Raw genomic sequence first — 16372 nt, 5'->3', positions numbered from 1 at the left:
TCTTCAGGTACCGCATCCGGCATATTTATTTCAAACCTCAAAACAAACCTGCCAAATCCCTTCACATCCCCAACTACCACCTGGGCGTTTGCCTCAAGGTCTGGTTCGTCTGAACTGCGAAGGAGCGAGACTATAGCACCGCAATTCAGGAAACGTCAAGAAGGGCGGAAAAACGTTTTCGAAACGCGGCCACCTTGGGTGCGATCACCATGTTGCAGTAGCCCTGCTCCGGGTGCTGCGCAAAATAATTGTGGTGATAATCTTCGGCCGGCCAGAATATTGGCGCAGGCAACACCTGTGTCACGATGGGTTTCGCATAGACCTGTTCACGCTCGAGCTCGGCGATCACTTCCCGCACTTGCCTATGCTGCATCTCATCCCGATAGAACACGACGGAACGATATTGGATGCCAGCATCCGCCCCCTGCCGGTCTTGCGAAGTCGGATCATGAGTCGCAAAAAAGATGCGCAGCAGGTCAGCATAGGACACCAGACCTGGGTCGTAAACGATCTCCACGACTTCGATGTGCCCGCCCTCGCCCCGACACACGGCCTGATAAGAGGGTGACGAAGTCGAGCCCCCCGCATATCCGGGCACGACAGCAGTGACACCACGCACATGCGAAAAAACAGCTTCGGTGCACCAGAAGCAACCACCGCCAAACAAGGCCTTGTCATGCTGACTCATAAGTTCTCTCCTCTTATATATATAGGCAACCACACGATGGCCCCTATCACTCACCCTGGCCCTATACGATACAGCCATCCGCCATCGACAGGCAGCGCACCCCCGGCAAGCATTGGTGCCGCCTCTCCACGATCCGGTTATGATGCCCTATCCATTTTCATCGCGACCTCCCATGCTGCAACATCCCGTCTTCGATCCCATTGCCTTCAGCATCGGCCCTCTGGCCGTCCATTGGTACGGCCTGATGTACCTGCTTGGCTTTTCCCTGGCCTGGCTGCTGGGGCGATGGCGCATCAACCATGGTCTGAGCAGGCTATCACTGCGCGATCTGGAAGATCTTATCTTCTATTGCGTAGTGGGCGTGGTCCTTGGCGGCCGCCTGGGCTATATCCTGTTCTATAAGTTCGATTATTACCTGGCACACCCCGCCGACATACTCAAGGTATGGGAAGGCGGCATGGCTTTCCATGGGGGGTTGCTCGGTGTTGTGATTGCATTGCTGCTGTTCGCCCGCAGTCGGAAAATGTCGTTGCTGGAAGTAGGCGACCTGACCGCCCCGCTGATCCCGCTCGGCCTTGCCGCCGGCCGATTGGGCAACTTCATCAATGGAGAGTTGTGGGGTCGCCCCACCGATCTCCCCTGGGGCATGGTTTTCCCGCAAGCCGGCGACGGCATTGCCCGCCATCCCTCCCAGCTTTACCAGATGGGCCTCGAAGGCCTACTGCTGTTTGCAGTGTTGTGGTGGTTTGCCCGCAAGCCCCGGCCTATCGGCCAGGTATCGGCAGTTTTCCTGATCGGATATGGGCTGTGCCGGTTTGTTGCGGAATTTGCCCGCGAACCGGATGACTTCCTCGGACTGCTGGCCGCCAACCTGAGCATGGGACAGTGGCTGTCCCTGCCCATGATCGCGGCTGGCGTCGTTATTTTCCTGTGGACCCGGCGCCCTGCAGCTCAACTTCACCATTGACAGACACGCTGACACTGACGGTATCGGCCTCGAGCGGCACCGGCGCACTATCGGCCTTGAGTGACATCATGGCCGGGGCCGCCCCCATCCGAACACGCGACTGCTCGTAGGCCATGCCGCTGCCACTCAGGTCAAGCTTGCGAATCTGGTAGCCGGCAAAGCCAAATGCCTCAGCCGCCTCCTGGGCACGCTCACGGAATGCCGTCGCAGCCTGGCGCAACAACTGCTTTTCCTGCGCAGCCCGGGCCTGCTCCGACAGCGAAAAGTAGATACCGGCAATCGGCATCTCAGCGCTGACCTCTGCCGCGAGCCGGGATGCCGCACCAAAATCCGTAGATTCCAGATTGACTTCGGCACGCCCCCGCCAGGCAGTAATCTTGCCATCCCGGTCCGTATTGGGCCAGATCCGATAGCTGCCAGTATGCGCCTTGACGTTCGGCACACGCTTGGCCGCTTCCATGACCTTGGCCATGCGCTGCGCCAGAGGCTCGCTGACCGCATCCTCGCTGGCCGCCTCCACCTCGGAAGCCAACGTAATATTGACGGTATCCTGCTGAACCTCCGTCGAAGCGCCGGCTTGCAATGTCAGTCGCGTAGCCCGCTCATGCCGCTCGAGCGGCCGTTCTCCGGGTGCGCCAATCGCAGCGCCCATGCTGCCTGTCAGCAGTAATGCGCCCAGCACCGCGTGCCTGCCGAATCGTGAGGTTGCAATGCGTGTGGTTGCCATGGGTATCCCCCTCTGGTTTCATGTGCCGAATCGGCAATAAAAAAAGGGCCTGCCAGCTTGATGCTGACAGACCCCATGTATTTGCCCCGCCTGTGCCGTCTAGGTCGGCATCTCGAACCCTCAGGTTCAAGTTGGCCACTTTCAGGGCCGCTTCGGGTTCGTCTGACTAGAGACGATCTCACCTACGACCGATCCTGCAGCCGTTTAGCCATATGGCATAGGTTCAGAGAATATATGACCAAGTCACGAACACGGCAGGGACTTAAACTTACGAATTCAGGACACCATCAATCATGGTGTTCATGTCTTCAATTTTACGCTTGAAGTCGCCAATCGCCAAGCCACCCAGGGGTCCGTCAGGTGCCTTCATGGTCAGCAACTCGCCGGCTATGGCAATCGCTGCCATGACCGCAATGCGTTCATTGCCAGAAATCTTGCCGGAAGCATGGATACTCCCCATCAGGCGATCGGCATGTTTTACGGCAGCCAGCAAGGACTCGCGCTCGGATGCGGCGCATACGAGCGAGTACTCCCGGCCAAGAATCGTGACATCAACGCGCTCCATCATGCACCTCCTTCCTGGACCTGGCCGCCGGGCAACCGGGCCAACAGTGCATCGACACGTTCGCGGGCCTGATGGGCCGCAAAACGCAATTGACCGGAATCCTGTTCCTGGTCCTTGATCTGACGAAGCAGTGCCTGCTCACGAGTCTCGGCAGCCGCACGCTCACTTTCGAGCTGGACCCGCAACTGCTCGGCTTGCCCTCGGGCATCCTGTTGCCCCGCTTCGAGCTGGGTACGCAGATCGGACATCTCGGACGCATGCTCGCCCGCCTTGGCGCTGAGCGTCATGAACTGTTCGTCGAGTTCGGCACAGCGACGCTCCAGCGCCTGCCGCTCGGTATCGGCCCGCGCCAGGCGAGCATGCAGGTCGGTGCGCTCGGCCTGGAGCTGGCGCACGGTCTGGACCAATTGCCCGATACGGGCGGCGAGTTTATCTAGGTCTTGCAACATGGGCGTTATCGTAAACCATCACAGTCCGGCACGCGGCGGTGCCCGGCAATTTGCCTTAATTTTTTACCGAACTTCACCTTCTGATCCAACCTCGGGTGCCTGCACGACAGACACCCGCCATCGGTCAGCTCTGGGCAGCCGCCGTTACAGCAGGCCGCACCCGCTGGCGGAGATAGCGGGCATCGCTCTGGCGACGAAACAGGATGCCGGAGAGCTCGTTGAGCGCCAGCGTATAGACCTCACGCTTGAATTCGATCACGGACTCCAGAGGAACCCAGTAATCGCTCCAGCGCCAGGCGTCGAACTCGGGATGCGAGCAGGCCCGCAGGCAGACATCGGAGTCCTTGCCAACCAACCGCAGCAGGAACCAGATCTGCTTCTGGCCTTTGTAATGTCCCCGGCAATCGCGCCGGATAAAATGTTCAGGAACGTTATAGCGCAACCAGTCACGCGTGCGCCCCAGAATGCGGACATGCTCGGGCCTGAGGCCCACCTCCTCGTGCAGTTCACGGTACATGGCCTGAGCGGGACTTTCACCATGCTTGATCCCACCCTGGGGAAACTGCCAGGAATGCTGCCTGATGCGTTTGCCCCAGAAGACCTCATTTTTGCCGTTTACGAGGATAATGCCGACATTGGGACGGTAGCCTTCACGATCCAGCATGGCCGCCTCCAGCGAATTCAATACAATTGAAGTTGATTATACGTACCTCCGACCCTTTTTAGAGTCTTTTCAGAACCGATCACTGGCAACAATCTTCCATGCGTGCATCCAAATATCACCTGAACACCCTCAAAGAGGCGCCTTCCGAAGCCGAAGTCGCCAGCCACCGCCTGATGACGCGGGCCGGCATGATACGCCGTCTGGCTGGCGGGATCTATACCTATATGCCGCTGGGCCTGAAGGTGCTGCGCCGGATCGAGAAGATCGTGCGCGAGGAGATGAACGCAGCCGGTGCCATCGAGCTGCTGATGCCCGTGGTGCAGCCCGCCGAGCTGTGGGTGGAGTCTGGGCGCTGGGAACAGTACGGCCCGGAACTGCTGCGCATCAAGGACCGTCACCAGCGCGACTTCGTGCTGCAGCCGACGTCCGAGGAAGTCATCACGGATATCGCCCGCAACGAAATTCACAGCTGGCGTCAACTGCCGCTCAATTTCTATCATATCCAGACCAAGTTCCGTGACGAACGTCGGCCGCGCTTCGGCCTGATGCGTGGTCGCGAATTCACCATGAAGGATGCCTACTCCTTCGACCGTTCGGCAGAGGCCGCACAAGCCAGCTACGATGCCATGTACGCAGCCTACCAGCGCATTTTTTCGCGCCTGGGGCTGGAGTTCCGCGCCGTGGCAGCAGATACCGGATCGATCGGCGGTTCGCGCAGCCATGAATTCCAGGTGATTGCCGACACCGGCGAAGATGTGATCGTGTATGACCCTGATTCGGACTACGCCGCCAACATCGAACTGGCCGCCGCACCATGCCTGATTGCCGAACGTGCCGCAGCCGCCGAACCTCTGATCAAGACCTCCACGCCCGGTGCCGCCAAATGTGAAGCCGTGGCCGACCTGCTGAGTCTGCCGCTGGCCCACACCGTCAAGTCGCTGGTACTGGCAACCGACCACGCAGACAAGGCTCCGACGATCTGGCTGCTGCTGCTGCGCGGCGATCACGACCTCAACGAGATCAAGGCAGGCAAGGTACCCGGGCTGGACCAGGGCTTTCGCTTTGCATCCGAATCCGAGATCGTCGAGCATTTCGGCTGCCTGCCGGGTTACCTGGGGCCAATCGGAACGACGCGCCCCGTCAAGGTGGTGGTCGATACCACGGTTGCCAACATGCACGATTTCGTCTGCGGTGCCAACGAAGTCGACTTCCACTACACCGGCGTGAACTGGGGCCGCGACCTGCCCGAACCTGAGCTGGTCACGGACCTGCGCAATGTGGTCGAAGGCGACGTGTCCCCTTCCGGCAACGGAAGCCTGCTGATGCAGCGTGGCATCGAAGTCGGCCATGTCTTTTTCCTGGGCGACAAGTACTCATCGGCGCTCAAGGCAACCTACCTGGACGAGAACGGCAAGCCGGCCGCCCTGCAGATGGGCTGCTATGGCATCGGCATCAGCCGGATCGCCGCTGCGGCCATCGAGCAGAACCATGACGAACGTGGCATTGTCTGGCCGCGTGCCCTGGCACCTTTCGAAGTGGTGATCTGCCCTGTCGGCTGGAACAAGAGCGAAGCCGTCCGGGCCGAAGCCGAGCGTCTGTACGAAGGACTCAAGGCCGAGGGCATCGATGTAATCCTGGATGATCGTGATCAGCGACCGGGTGTCATGTTTGCCGAATGGGAGCTGATCGGCGTGCCGCTTCGTGTAACAGTTGGAGAACGCAGTCTCAAGGAAAATATGATTGAATTGCAGGCACGCAAACAGGCCGAGAGCCAGCAGGTACAGACCAGCGACGCTCTCGACGTCATTGTGGCCCGCCTCACCGAGCTGGGCTGACCAAGGAGCACACGACCCTCATGAACCAGGCAGCAACGCACGCTTCGGGCTTTGTCTTCCCCGTACGTATCTATTATGAAGACACCGACGCGGGTGGGGTCGTGTTCTACGCCAACTATCTTAAATTCATGGAACGGGCCCGCACCGAATGGCTGCGAGCCCTGGATTTCCACCAGCACGAGATCGCCGAACGCGAACAGGCGATTTTCGTGGTCCGGGCACTGGACATGGATTACCGCAAGCCGGCCCGGCTGGATGACCTGCTCGAAATCCGCAGTGACATCTCCACGCTGGGCCGCGCATCGGTCACGTTTTTTCAGCAGGTCTGGCGCGACGGGGAACTGTTGACGCAAGGCAATATCAAAGTCTGTTGCGTGAACACATCCAGCATGCGGCCAGCTCCCATACCCGAGACGCTGCGCGCTACACTTGCGTCGCACGTCCGCCCGTCCCTTCCGTAGACGGTCCGGATTTTTTTACGCCCATACCTTTTACACGAACCGCTCTCGATCGAGGAATACCTCCCCATCATGGAAGCCACACACGATATGTCGATTCTTTCGCTGGTGCTGCAGGCCAGCGTGCCTGTACAGCTGGTGATGCTGTTGCTGGTGGCCATATCGGTCGTTTCATGGACCTATATCTTCAGCAAGCACCGCGCCATCAAGGATGCCGACGCGCAGACACGACGCTTCGAGAAGGACTTCTGGTCGGGTGGCGACCTGTCGATGCTCCAGCAATCCATCAGCCGCCAACGCGACGAGCATGGCCCGCTGGCGCGCATTTTCGATGCCGGCATGACCGAATTCCTGAAGGCTCGCAACAAATCCACGTCCGATCCCCACGCGCCGCTCGACGGTGCCCGTCGTGCCATGACGGCCGCGTACCAACGCGAAGTCGACGAGCTTGAGTCGCGCCTGAATTTCCTGGCATCGGCAGGCTCGGTCAGCCCCTACATCGGCCTGCTCGGCACGGTCTGGGGCATCATGCACGCCTTTGTCGGCCTGGCCAATGTGCAGCAAGCCTCGCTGGCCTCGGTAGCACCTGGTATTGCGGAAGCCCTGATCGCCACCGCCATTGGCCTGTTTGCCGCCATCCCGGCCGTGGTCGCCTACAACCGTTTCACGCATGCCGTCGATCGCCTGTCGATCCGCTTTGAAAGCTTTTCCGAAGAGTTCCTCAACATTCTGCAACGCCAGGTGCGCTGATGTCTTCGATACGTGCGGGCAGCCGCCGCGGCCAGCGGCGCATCAAAAACGAGATCAACGTCGTGCCCTATATCGACGTGATGCTGGTATTGCTGGTGATCTTCATGGTGACCGCGCCACTGGTCACCCCCGGTCTGATCAATCTGCCCACAGTCGGCCAGGCGGAAAGCATTCCTCGCAAGCCCTTTGAAGTGCAGATCGATGAAAAAGGGGCATTTGCCGTGCGCGACCGGGATACCGGCGGCGCAACCGAGCAGGTAGCCGCCGACCAGTTGACTGCCACGGTATTGGCCCGGCTGCAGCCTGAACAACCCGTGGTGATCGCTGCCGATGGCAAAGTACCCTATGAAACTGTCATGAAGGTGATGGACGACCTGCGCCGCAGCGGTGTCAGCCAGCTCGGCCTGCTGGTCGACCAGAAGAGCGAACACGCCCCCGGCCAACGCCGCCCCTGACACGGAGGCTCCTGCAGCCATGTCCCGCGATAACCACCCCTCCCAGTCAGACCATATCGAGCCCCCCCGGCACGAGGATAGCCGCCGCGCCCTGCTGCAATCTCTGGGCGTGCACCTCGGGCTGGTCCTGGTCATCTGGCTGGGCACGATGCTCAGCACACCCAACGATCCCAATCCGGTACAGATCACCCTCTGGGCCGACGGCAACTCGCCCGATAACGCCCCTGAGCCAGTGCCGGAACCGGAAAAGCCCGTGCCGACGCCGACCGAACCGGCCCGGCCCGAACCGCGTCCCGAGCCTCCACCAGAACCGGAGCCAGTGCCACAGCCAACGCCCGATGTCCGGCCGGATCCGCAGCCCGATCCGGAGATCGCGCTCGAGGAAAAGCGCAAGGAAGAAGCCCGCAAGCAGGAAGAAGAACGTCGCCAGGCTGAACAGCAACGCCGCGAGCAGGAGCGCCGCAACCAGGAACGCCAGGAGCAGCAGCGTCTGCAACAGGAGCGTCAGGCTGCGGAGCGCGCCGAGCGCGAAAAAATCGAGCAGGAGCGCAAGCAGGCCGAGGAAGAGCGCCAGAAACGCCAGGAAGAACAGCGCCAGCGCGAGCAGGCAGAAGCCGAACGCAAGGCGGCAGCAGACAAAGCCGCAGCCGAGAAAGCAGCGGCTGAGAAAGCGGCGGCTGAGAAGGCTGCTGCAGAGCGCAAGGCCGCCCAGGACAAGGCAGCCGCCGAGCGCCGCGCCCGCGAAGAGGCGGCACGGCGCGAGCAGGAAGCCCGCATGCAGCAACTGCGCGACAGCATGCGTGCCGACGCTACGGGCGCTGCGGGTATTCCTGGCGGCACCGCCGACCGCAACCAGGCGGGCGGCCAAAATGATGCCGGCTATGCAGGACAGGTTCGCGCCTGCATACAGCCCGGCGTCTCGTTCGCCTCGCCGGCGCGCACCGGATCCAACAATCCGGTTGCGCAATTCCGGGTACAACTCGACAGCAGTGGCCAGGTCACCAATCTGGCCCTGGCACGCTCGTCCGGCAACCAGGTGTTCGACCGCGCTGTCGAAACCGGTATCCGCCGCTGCTCGCCGTTCCCAAGGCCCCCGTCAGGACGGTATCCTTCGTCCATCGACGTTGTGTATAGAATGTACGACTAACCTTTCGGAGTGCACACCATCATGATAAAAGCCACCACAGGCGTTCGTTACGCCCCGACAGGCTGGGCTCGCGCAGCCGGCGCGGCGGCCTTGTTCGGCCTCGCCAGCATGACCCCGGCGCAGGCGCAACTGCGTGTCGACATTTCCGGCACGGGTGCCACGCAATATCCGATCGCCATTGCCGACTTTGGTGGTGCCGGTGCCGAAGGCACCGCCATGACCGAAGTGATCCGTGCTGACCTGACGCGCACCGGCCAGTTCCGACTGATCGGCACCGGCGGTGCCACGCTGTCTGCCGATACGCCGCCTGACTATGCCGAATGGCGCAACCGTGGTGCCGATAGCATTGCCTACGGCAGCATCAGCCTGGGAGCCGATGCCCGCTACGACATCCGCTATCGTCTGGCCGACACCATCCTGCAGGATCAACTCGACGGCGTGGCCTTCTCGGGTACGGCACAACAACTGCGCCGCATCAGCCACCAGATCGCCGACCGCATCTATGAAAAGATCACGGGCGTCCGAGGTGTCTTTTCGACCCGACTGGCCTACGTGCTCAAGCAGGGCAATACCTTCGAACTTCAGATCGCCGATGCCGACGGCCAGAACCCGCAGGTTGCACTGCGTTCGCGCGAACCGATCATTTCGCCGACCTGGTCGCCCGACGGTACGCGTCTGGCCTATGTCAGCTTCGAATCGGGCAAACCCGTCGTCTATGCACACAACCTGTCCACCGGACAACGCGTGCCGGTCGCCAACTACAAGGGCAACAACAGTGCTCCGGCTTGGTCCCCTGATGGCAGTCGCCTGGCCGTGGTACTGACCCGGGATGGCCTGTCCCAGATCTACACCATCAACTCCAGCGATGGCTCGGGCCTGCAACGTGTAACCCAATCTGGTGGAATTGATACAGAACCCGTCTTCACGCCCGATGGTCGTTCCATCATATTCACCAGCGACCGCAGCGGTAGCCCGCAGATCTACCGCGCCAGCCTCGATGGCGGCAACGCCCAGAGACTGACGTTTAATGGCAACTACAACATCTCGCCACGCATCTCACCGGATGGCAACACGTTGCTCTACGTTGCACGGCGAAACGGTGATTTCCGCATCGCATCACTGGATCTTGCGACAAATCAGGAAACATTGCTGACGAATGGTCGCGATGATCTTTCCCCCAGTTTTGCCCCCAATGGCATGCAAATCATTTATGCTGCGTCGCTAGGTGGGCGCAGTGTGCTTGCCGCCGTATCGAGCGATGGCCGGGTTCGTCAGACCCTGTCCGTTCTGAACGGTGAAGTGCGCGAACCGACCTGGGGACCTTTCCCCAACAACTGACAATTTGTGCATCAATCAATAAACCTTCGACCCTTCATCAGTAAGGAACCATCATGAAATTTCGTCTTGCCAAACTTGCCTCCCTCACTGTGTTGGCTTCTGCTTTGGCAGCTTGCAGCACGGTATCGCTGGATGACCAGGCCGCCAATGGCTCTGGCACATCCGGCAGCGGCACGGGTGCCGGCGCCAGCTCGGGTCAGATCCTGGACCCGTTCAATCCGCAAAGCCCCCTTGCACAGCAGCGCTCTGTCTATTTCGGCTTCGACAGCTATGTCGTCGAACCCGAATACCGCGACATGGTCGAACTGCATGCCCGCTACCTGACCAACAACCCGCAGCAACGGGTTCGTCTGGAAGGCAATACCGATGCGCGTGGCGGTACGGAATACAACCTGGCTTTGGGCCAGCGCCGCGCCGAAGCCGTGCGCCGCACGCTGACCCTGCTGGGCGTGAACGATGCGCAAGTCGAAGCCATCAGCTTCGGCAAGGAAAAGCCCAAGGCGCTGGGCAACACCGAAGCCGACTACGCGGAAAACCGTCGTACCGACTTCAACTATCAGCGCTGATTTTCGCGCAATGTGCGCTGGTCGCAAGGCCAGCGCACGCAAACCGCCGGCGGACCCCGGGTGCATCGGCATTCATTCTTGCGTGCCTGTAAAATGAATGCCGATGCATCCTGGCAATTCGCCGGCATTGTCATGACTGGAGTATCCGTATGCGCCTATTCTCTCGTTCCGTCCTGGCCGCAGCCCTGCTGGCCATCCTGCCTCTGCAGGCCCATGCATTCGCCGATGACGAATCGCGTCGCGCTATTCTCGAACTGCGCCAGCAGATCCAGCAGATGACAGAACAGAACCAGCGCGCACGCCTGCAACTGGCAGACCAGATCGAGAACCTGCGCCAGGAGATCACCCGCCTGCGCAATCAGGTTGAGCACCTGGACCAGCAAGCCGCACAGGCCTCTGCTCGCAATGCCCCCCCTGACGATGGCACACCGCGCGTCAGCGACGAGCAGGAACAACAAGCCTACGATGACGCCATCGACCATTTCCGCAATGGCCGATACCGCGAAGCCGCGGAACTCATGACAGCGTTCACTGCACTCTATCCAAGCAGCGCACTGGAGCCACTGGCCCGTTTCTATCTGGGCAGCAGCCACTACGCGCTCAAGGACTACAAGGCTGCCATCGAGTCCCTGGACGCCATGCTCAAGAGTGCGCCGACCAACCCGCGGGCACCTGACGCACTGCTGGTCATTGCAGGCAGCCAGATCGAACTTGGCGACTATGCCGCTGCCAAGACTTCGCTGCAACGCATCGTGCGCGAATATCCAGGCACACCCGCGGCCGAAACGGCAAACAACCGGTTGCAACTTCTGCGATAATCCGCAGCATGGCACCGGCAAAAGAATCTCATTCAGTCTCCTCTTCCGTTCTATATCGCAGTATGACCCGCCGGCGCGTGGTCATGCTGCTGGGCATGACGCTGGCAATCATCGGCGCACTGCTGCTGGATTTCACGATGGGAGCCACGGGCCTGCCTCTGGGCCAGTTGATCGACACACTGCTGCACCCCGGTGATGGTGCCGGCAACCCCATCCACGTCATTGTCTGGGATATCCGCCTGCCTTCGGCGCTGATGGCCGTGATCGTCGGCATGGCGCTGGGTCTGGCCGGTGCCGAGATGCAAACCATCCTGAACAACCCGCTGGCCAGCCCCTTCACGCTGGGGCTGTCCTCCGCTGCGGCCTTCGGTGCCTCGCTGGCCATCGTGCTGAACATCGGCATTCCCGGACTGCCGCCCGAGTGGTTCATCACGCTCAATGCTTTCGTCTTTGCCGTCATTTCAGCGTTGCTGCTTGATGCCGTGGCGCGCTGGGGCGGCATGAGTGCCTCCGGCGTGGTGCTGTTCGGCATTGCGCTGGTGTTCTCCTTCAATGCCCTGGTGTCGCTGATGCAGTACATCGCCAGCGCAGAGGCACTGCAAGGTCTGGTGTTCTGGACCATGGGCAGTCTGTCGCGGTCGACCTGGGCCAAGGTCGGAGCCCTGACGCTGGTGCTGGCACTGATCCTGCCACTCTCGCTGCGCAATGCCTGGAAGCTGACCGCGCTGCGCCTGGGCGAGGATCGTGCCGCCAGTTTCGGTATCGATCTGGGCCGAGTCCGCCTGGGCACGCTGGCGCGCATCAGCCTGCTGTCGGCCCTGGCCGTCTCTTTTGTCGGCACGATCGGCTTCATCGGCCTGGTCGCACCGCATATCGCCCGCAGGCTGTTCGGCGAAGACCATCGCTTCTACCTGCCAGGCAGCGCGCTGACGGGTGCACTAATCCTGTCGATGGCTTCCGTCGCCTCCAAGAACATTGTCGAGGGCTCCATCGTACCGGTCGGCATCGTCACTGCATTGGTCGGCATCCCCTTCTTCCTTGCCGTCGTGCTGCGACGCAGGCTGCCCTGATCCAGCATCGAACCGCCATGTCCGTTTCTTCTCCCGAAATAACCCCGGCCATCGGGTCTGCCGCGCCCGCCACTCCGATGTCAGCCCTGTCGGTCGATGATCTTTCCGTCGCCTATGGCCGACGCCGTATCATCGACGGTCTGACGGCCCAGCCCATCGAGGCTGGCCGTGTCACCGCACTGCTCGGCCCCAATGGCAGCGGCAAATCCACATTGCTCAAGGCACTGGCAGGACTGGTCCGCACCGTCTCCGGCAACATCCGTCTCGGCACCCAGGACCTGACACACGCCAGTTTTGCCGAACGCGCGCGCCATGTCGTCTATCTGCCGCAATCGCTGCCAGCCTCGGTACACTTGCGCGTATTCGAATCGGTCCTGGTGGCAGCTCACGCACAGGCCCAGGCCACGCACCGGCCCGACCTGGACGCCGTCGAAGCGTTGCTGGAGCGCCTGGGTATCGCCCATCTCGCCTCAGCTTACCTGGATCAGTTGTCAGGAGGCCAGAAACAGCTGGTCGGACTGGCCCAGGCCCTGATCCGCAGGCCACGTGTGCTGCTGCTCGATGAACCCCTGTCTGCGCTCGACCTGAACTACCAGTTCCACGTCATGGATCTGCTTCATCAGGAAACACAAGCGCACGGCTTGATCACGGTCATTGTCCTGCACGATATCAATATCGCCCTGCGCCATACCGATCATGCCCTGATGCTGCATCAGGGTAAACTGCTGACGGACGGTCCTTCAGCCGACGTGATTTCCAGCGAAACGCTGCGTACCGTCTACGGCGTGCAGGCCCGTGTCGAGCGCTGCAGCCACGGTTTCCCCCATGTCATGATCGATGCGCTGGATACGGCGCACGGTTCACATCCAGGGAGTCAGTCGTCATGAAACGCCTGCTGATCCCGGCACTGCTCGCAATCGCAGCCGCCGGCCTGCTGTTCTTCTACCTGCAACCCAGCACAGGGATCAATACACCTGTCGCGGCCACCCCAATGCCCGAGACCCCACAACCTGATGCGCTGGGTGCCCTGACCGTACGTGAATTCCAGGATCTCGACGCACAAGGCCAGCAGGTCCGCCAATGGATAGGACAGCCCATCGTCATCAACTTCTGGGCGACCTGGTGTGCCCCCTGTGTACGCGAAATGCCTGATCTCGAGCGACTGCAACAACAGCATCCAGGTGTTCGCATGGTTGGCATCGGCATCGACTCGGCAGACAACATCCGGGCCTTCCTGCAAAAAGTCCCGGTGACCTACCCGATCCTGCTGGCCGGCCCCGGCGGCACGGACCTGATGCGCACGCTGGGCAATCCCATCGGTGGCCTGCCCTTCACGCTGGTCCTCAATGCCGACGGCAGCCTGAATCGCGCCATCATCGGCGAAATCAACCCCAGCGATCTGGCTGCTACACTATCGGGCATGACTCCTGAATCGACGCATTCCTGACGCTTCTGCTGGACAAAAGACGTCATTTGGCAGTAAAAACGCCCCTCATCGACAGGTTTTCGGATTTCAATGCCCAAACGCGCCCTCATCCTGAACGGCCCCAACCTGAATATGCTGGGCCGTCGCCAGCCTGAAATCTATGGCAGCACGACCCTGGCGGATATCGACCGCAAGCTGGTCGAGCTGGGCCAGGGGCTGGGCGTCGAGGTCCTGACCTTTCAGAGCAATCACGAAGGAGAGCTGATCGACCGCATACAGGCCGCCCGCGACGATGGTACCGATATCATCATCATCAATGCGGCCGCCTACACGCACACCAGCATTGCCTTGCGCGACGCCTTGGCCGCAGTGGAACTCCCTTTCATCGAGGTCCACCTGTCCAACGTCCACCGGCGCGAACCCTTCCGCCATCACTCGTATCTGTCCGACCTTGCCGTCGGCGTCATTGCGGGCCTGGGCGAAGAAGGCTACATGGCGGCACTGCGCTACGCAGCCACGCTGAAACGAGCGTAGTCCGCCAGCCTGCACGGGTATAACCGGGGCGTCCAGGCTCCAACCAGCCGAACCGCCCGCACACTGTAAATTTTTCAGGAAACTCCATGGATCTTCGAAAACTGAAAACCCTGATCGACCTGGTTGCCGACTCCGGCATCGCCGAACTGGAAATCACCGAAGGTGATGGCACGGTCCGCATCGTCAAATTCGCCCAGGCCTCTGCTCAACCCGTGATGATGGCCCAGCCGGCCACCACGGTCGTCGCAGCCCCGGCTGCCGCCGCACCAGCAGCGCCTGCTGCGCCGGCCGCACCGCAGGGTCATGCGGTCAAGGCCCCCATGGTTGGTACGTTCTATCGCGCCCCCAACCCTGAAGCGCCTCCGTTTGTCGAAGTCGGCCAGACCGTCAAGGAAGGCGACGTGCTGTGTATCATCGAAGCCATGAAGCTGCTCAACGAAATCGAAGCCGACAAGTCCGGCGTCATCAAGGAAATCGTGGTCGAAAACGGTGGCCCGGTTGAGTACGGCCAGCCCCTGTTCATCATCGGCTGATCAAGCGTATGTTCGAGAAACTCCTGATCGCCAACCGGGGCGAAATCGCATTGCGCATCCAGCGTGCCTGCCGGGAACTGGGCATCAAGACCGTGGTGGTGCACTCCGAAGCCGACCGCGAGGCCAAGTATGTCCGCCTGGCCGATGAGTCGGTCTGCATCGGCCCTGCTCCCGCGACGGCCAGCTACCTGAACATGCCAGCCATCATTTCGGCAGCGGAAGTCACCGACGCCGAGGCCATTCACCCCGGATACGGTTTCCTGGCAGAGAACGCTGACTTTGCCGACCGAGTCGAGAAAAGCGGCTTCGTGTTCGTCGGCCCTCGTCCCGACTCGATCCGACTGATGGGCGACAAGGTCAGCGCCAAGCACGCCATGATCGAAGCCGGCGTACCTGTCGTGCCCGGCTCCGACGGAGCCCTGCCCGATGATCCTCAGGAAATCCAGCGTATCGCCCGCGAAGTTGGCTACCCGGTCATCATCAAGGCTGCCGGTGGTGGTGGCGGACGCGGCATGCGCGTGGTCCATACCGAGGCAGCACTGCTGACCGCGGTGGCCATGACCCGCTCCGAAGCCGGTGCGGCGTTCAACAATCCCGAGGTCTACCTCGAGAAGTTTCTCGAAAATCCCCGCCATATCGAAATCCAGGTACTGGCCGACGGCGTGCGCAACGCAGTCTGGCTGGGTGAGCGCGACTGCTCCATGCAACGTCGCCACCAGAAGGTCATCGAAGAGGCACCGGCCCCCGGCATCCCTCGCAAGCTGATCGAGCGCATCGGTGAACGCTGCGCCGACGCCTGCCGCAAGATCCAGTATCGCGGTGCCGGTACGTTCGAATTCCTGTATGAAAACGGCGAGTTCTATTTCATCGAAATGAACACCCGCATCCAGGTCGAGCACCCGGTCACCGAGCTGATTACCGGCATTGATCTGGTCCAGCAGCAAATCCTGATCGCCGCCGGCGAAAAGTTCACGCTGCGCCAGCGCGACATCGTATTCAAGGGTCACGCCATCGAGTGCCGCGTCAACGCGGAAGACCCCGAGCGTTTCGTGCCCTGCCCCGGCCGCATCACCAACTGGCACGCACCCGGCGGCCCTGGCGTGCGCGTAGACTCGCACATTTTCAACGGCTATTTCGTGCCGCCCAACTACGACTCGATGATCGCCAAGATCATCACCTACGGCGATACCCGTGACCAGGCCCTGGCCCGGATGCGCATTGCCCTGTCGGAAACGGCGGTCGACGGCATCCAGACCAACATCCCGCTGCACCGAGAACTGCTGGCCGACGCCCGCTTCATCGAAGGTGGCACCAGCATCCACTACCTGGAAGAAAAGCTGTCGCAACGCCATTGAGGCGTATGGCAGCCCCCTACGGAAACC

General features: G+C 61.2%; 20 protein-coding genes and 1 other RNA gene. 15 read left to right on the top strand and 6 right to left on the bottom strand.

Annotated features, from left to right (window positions below; translation table 11 throughout):
• Nucleotides 1-145: 145 nt before the first annotated feature.
• On the bottom strand, nucleotides 146-688 hold the full coding sequence (gene msrA, locus DD235_RS13065) for a peptide-methionine (S)-S-oxide reductase MsrA (protein ID WP_109062529.1): 543 nt from the start codon (nucleotides 686-688) through the stop codon (nucleotides 146-148).
• Between the two features lie 172 nt (nucleotides 689-860).
• Here msrA and lgt point away from each other — a divergent pair, with 172 nt between their 5' ends.
• On the top strand, nucleotides 861-1655 hold the full coding sequence (lgt, locus tag DD235_RS13060) for a prolipoprotein diacylglyceryl transferase (RefSeq protein ID WP_109062528.1): 795 nt from the start codon (nucleotides 861-863) through the stop codon (nucleotides 1653-1655).
• On the opposite strand, the gene DD235_RS13055 is transcribed toward lgt, so the two are convergent.
• The 5 genes from DD235_RS13055 to DD235_RS13035 all read right to left on the bottom strand — a co-directional run bounded on the left by DD235_RS13055 (nucleotide 1609) and on the right by DD235_RS13035 (nucleotide 4060).
• Nucleotides 1609-2382, bottom strand: coding sequence for an SIMPL domain-containing protein (locus DD235_RS13055; RefSeq protein WP_109062527.1), 774 nt, complete (start codon nucleotides 2380-2382; stop codon nucleotides 1609-1611). The genes lgt and DD235_RS13055 overlap by 47 nt on opposite strands.
• 79 nt (nucleotides 2383-2461) lie before the next feature.
• A non-coding RNA gene (gene ssrS / locus DD235_RS13050) (6S RNA) lies at nucleotides 2462-2646 on the bottom strand.
• A gap of 4 nt (nucleotides 2647-2650) precedes the next feature.
• The gene (locus DD235_RS13045; RefSeq protein WP_109062552.1) at nucleotides 2651-2947 is read right to left on the bottom strand and encodes a cell division protein ZapA; all 297 of its coding nucleotides are present in this window, start codon (nucleotides 2945-2947) and stop codon (nucleotides 2651-2653) included.
• A complete protein-coding gene (locus tag DD235_RS13040; RefSeq protein WP_109062526.1) occupies nucleotides 2947-3396 on the bottom strand; it encodes a hypothetical protein in 450 nt (149 codons plus the stop codon). Before DD235_RS13040 ends, DD235_RS13045 begins: the two co-directional genes overlap by 1 nt.
• A 124-nt stretch (nucleotides 3397-3520) precedes the next feature.
• The gene (locus tag DD235_RS13035; RefSeq protein WP_109062525.1) at nucleotides 3521-4060 is read right to left on the bottom strand and encodes an RNA pyrophosphohydrolase; all 540 of its coding nucleotides are present in this window, start codon (nucleotides 4058-4060) and stop codon (nucleotides 3521-3523) included.
• Between the two features lie 98 nt (nucleotides 4061-4158).
• Between DD235_RS13035 and DD235_RS13030 the strand changes: the two genes are divergently transcribed.
• The 14 genes from DD235_RS13030 (at nucleotide 4159) to accC (ending at nucleotide 16345) form a co-directional block, all read left to right on the top strand.
• Nucleotides 4159-5895, top strand: coding sequence for a proline--tRNA ligase (locus DD235_RS13030; protein ID WP_109062524.1), 1737 nt, complete (start codon nucleotides 4159-4161; stop codon nucleotides 5893-5895).
• A gap of 20 nt (nucleotides 5896-5915) precedes the next feature.
• Nucleotides 5916-6356: a tol-pal system-associated acyl-CoA thioesterase gene (gene ybgC / locus DD235_RS13025; RefSeq protein ID WP_109062523.1), complete on the top strand. Its 441-nt coding sequence runs from the start codon at nucleotides 5916-5918 to the stop codon at nucleotides 6354-6356.
• A 69-nt stretch (nucleotides 6357-6425) separates the two neighbouring features.
• Nucleotides 6426-7103, top strand: coding sequence for a protein TolQ (tolQ, locus tag DD235_RS13020; protein WP_109062522.1), 678 nt, complete (start codon nucleotides 6426-6428; stop codon nucleotides 7101-7103).
• Nucleotides 7103-7558, top strand: a complete 456-nt coding sequence (gene tolR / locus DD235_RS13015; protein ID WP_109062521.1) for a protein TolR — start codon at nucleotides 7103-7105, stop codon at nucleotides 7556-7558. The genes tolQ and tolR overlap by 1 nt, the downstream gene beginning before the upstream one ends.
• A 19-nt stretch (nucleotides 7559-7577) precedes the next feature.
• Nucleotides 7578-8705: a cell envelope integrity protein TolA gene (gene tolA / locus DD235_RS13010; RefSeq protein ID WP_109062520.1), complete on the top strand. Its 1128-nt coding sequence runs from the start codon at nucleotides 7578-7580 to the stop codon at nucleotides 8703-8705.
• Nucleotides 8706-8726: 21 nt separating this feature from the next.
• The gene (tolB, locus tag DD235_RS13005; protein WP_109062519.1) at nucleotides 8727-10043 is read left to right on the top strand and encodes a Tol-Pal system beta propeller repeat protein TolB; all 1317 of its coding nucleotides are present in this window, start codon (nucleotides 8727-8729) and stop codon (nucleotides 10041-10043) included.
• 53 nt (nucleotides 10044-10096) lie between these two features.
• Nucleotides 10097-10609 (top strand): peptidoglycan-associated lipoprotein Pal, encoded by a 513-nt coding sequence (gene pal / locus DD235_RS13000; RefSeq protein WP_109062518.1) that lies wholly within the window; start codon nucleotides 10097-10099, stop codon nucleotides 10607-10609.
• Between the two features lie 149 nt (nucleotides 10610-10758).
• On the top strand, nucleotides 10759-11427 hold the full coding sequence (ybgF, locus tag DD235_RS12995) for a tol-pal system protein YbgF (protein WP_109062517.1): 669 nt from the start codon (nucleotides 10759-10761) through the stop codon (nucleotides 11425-11427).
• Nucleotides 11428-11435: 8 nt separating this feature from the next.
• Complete coding sequence (locus DD235_RS12990) at nucleotides 11436-12497, top strand: FecCD family ABC transporter permease (RefSeq protein WP_109062516.1); 1062 nt, start codon at nucleotides 11436-11438, stop codon at nucleotides 12495-12497.
• A gap of 77 nt (nucleotides 12498-12574) precedes the next feature.
• A complete protein-coding gene (locus DD235_RS12985; RefSeq protein WP_109062515.1) occupies nucleotides 12575-13384 on the top strand; it encodes an ABC transporter ATP-binding protein in 810 nt (269 codons plus the stop codon).
• The gene (locus tag DD235_RS12980; RefSeq protein ID WP_109062514.1) at nucleotides 13381-13944 is read left to right on the top strand and encodes a TlpA family protein disulfide reductase; all 564 of its coding nucleotides are present in this window, start codon (nucleotides 13381-13383) and stop codon (nucleotides 13942-13944) included. Before DD235_RS12985 ends, DD235_RS12980 begins: the two co-directional genes overlap by 4 nt.
• Before the next feature lie 69 nt (nucleotides 13945-14013).
• A complete protein-coding gene (aroQ, locus tag DD235_RS12975) occupies nucleotides 14014-14457 on the top strand; it encodes a type II 3-dehydroquinate dehydratase (RefSeq protein WP_109062513.1) in 444 nt (147 codons plus the stop codon).
• 86 nt (nucleotides 14458-14543) lie between these two features.
• Nucleotides 14544-14990: an acetyl-CoA carboxylase biotin carboxyl carrier protein gene (gene accB / locus DD235_RS12970; protein ID WP_109062512.1), complete on the top strand. Its 447-nt coding sequence runs from the start codon at nucleotides 14544-14546 to the stop codon at nucleotides 14988-14990.
• An 8-nt stretch (nucleotides 14991-14998) separates the two neighbouring features.
• Nucleotides 14999-16345 (top strand): acetyl-CoA carboxylase biotin carboxylase subunit, encoded by a 1347-nt coding sequence (accC, locus tag DD235_RS12965; protein WP_109062511.1) that lies wholly within the window; start codon nucleotides 14999-15001, stop codon nucleotides 16343-16345.
• The last annotated feature ends 27 nt before the right edge of the window (nucleotides 16346-16372 follow it).

This window comes from Corticimicrobacter populi (genome assembly GCF_003123725.1).
Classification (GTDB): domain Bacteria; phylum Pseudomonadota; class Gammaproteobacteria; order Burkholderiales; family Burkholderiaceae_B; genus Corticimicrobacter; species Corticimicrobacter populi.
This window is presented reverse-complemented; position numbering and strand designations above follow the sequence as displayed.

Excerpts from the sequence above, each read along its gene's own strand:
- msrA (WP_109062529.1), bottom strand. The coding sequence starts at position 688 with ATGAGTCAGCATGACAAGGCCTTGTTTGGCGGTGGTTGCTTCTGGTGC.
- lgt (WP_109062528.1), top strand. The coding sequence starts at position 861 with ATGCTGCAACATCCCGTCTTCGATCCCATTGCCTTCAGCATCGGCCCT.
- DD235_RS13055 (WP_109062527.1), bottom strand. The coding sequence starts at position 2,382 with ATGGCAACCACACGCATTGCAACCTCACGATTCGGCAGGCACGCGGTG.
- DD235_RS13045 (WP_109062552.1), bottom strand. The coding sequence starts at position 2,947 with ATGGAGCGCGTTGATGTCACGATTCTTGGCCGGGAGTACTCGCTCGTA.
- DD235_RS13040 (WP_109062526.1), bottom strand. The coding sequence starts at position 3,396 with ATGTTGCAAGACCTAGATAAACTCGCCGCCCGTATCGGGCAATTGGTC.
- DD235_RS13035 (WP_109062525.1), bottom strand. The coding sequence starts at position 4,060 with ATGCTGGATCGTGAAGGCTACCGTCCCAATGTCGGCATTATCCTCGTA.
- DD235_RS13030 (WP_109062524.1), top strand. The coding sequence starts at position 4,159 with ATGCGTGCATCCAAATATCACCTGAACACCCTCAAAGAGGCGCCTTCC.
- ybgC (WP_109062523.1), top strand. The coding sequence starts at position 5,916 with ATGAACCAGGCAGCAACGCACGCTTCGGGCTTTGTCTTCCCCGTACGT.
- tolQ (WP_109062522.1), top strand. The coding sequence starts at position 6,426 with ATGGAAGCCACACACGATATGTCGATTCTTTCGCTGGTGCTGCAGGCC.
- tolR (WP_109062521.1), top strand. The coding sequence starts at position 7,103 with ATGTCTTCGATACGTGCGGGCAGCCGCCGCGGCCAGCGGCGCATCAAA.
- tolA (WP_109062520.1), top strand. The coding sequence starts at position 7,578 with ATGTCCCGCGATAACCACCCCTCCCAGTCAGACCATATCGAGCCCCCC.
- tolB (WP_109062519.1), top strand. The coding sequence starts at position 8,727 with ATGATAAAAGCCACCACAGGCGTTCGTTACGCCCCGACAGGCTGGGCT.
- pal (WP_109062518.1), top strand. The coding sequence starts at position 10,097 with ATGAAATTTCGTCTTGCCAAACTTGCCTCCCTCACTGTGTTGGCTTCT.
- ybgF (WP_109062517.1), top strand. The coding sequence starts at position 10,759 with ATGCGCCTATTCTCTCGTTCCGTCCTGGCCGCAGCCCTGCTGGCCATC.
- DD235_RS12990 (WP_109062516.1), top strand. The coding sequence starts at position 11,436 with ATGGCACCGGCAAAAGAATCTCATTCAGTCTCCTCTTCCGTTCTATAT.
- DD235_RS12985 (WP_109062515.1), top strand. The coding sequence starts at position 12,575 with ATGTCAGCCCTGTCGGTCGATGATCTTTCCGTCGCCTATGGCCGACGC.
- DD235_RS12980 (WP_109062514.1), top strand. The coding sequence starts at position 13,381 with ATGAAACGCCTGCTGATCCCGGCACTGCTCGCAATCGCAGCCGCCGGC.
- aroQ (WP_109062513.1), top strand. The coding sequence starts at position 14,014 with ATGCCCAAACGCGCCCTCATCCTGAACGGCCCCAACCTGAATATGCTG.
- accB (WP_109062512.1), top strand. The coding sequence starts at position 14,544 with ATGGATCTTCGAAAACTGAAAACCCTGATCGACCTGGTTGCCGACTCC.
- accC (WP_109062511.1), top strand. The coding sequence starts at position 14,999 with ATGTTCGAGAAACTCCTGATCGCCAACCGGGGCGAAATCGCATTGCGC.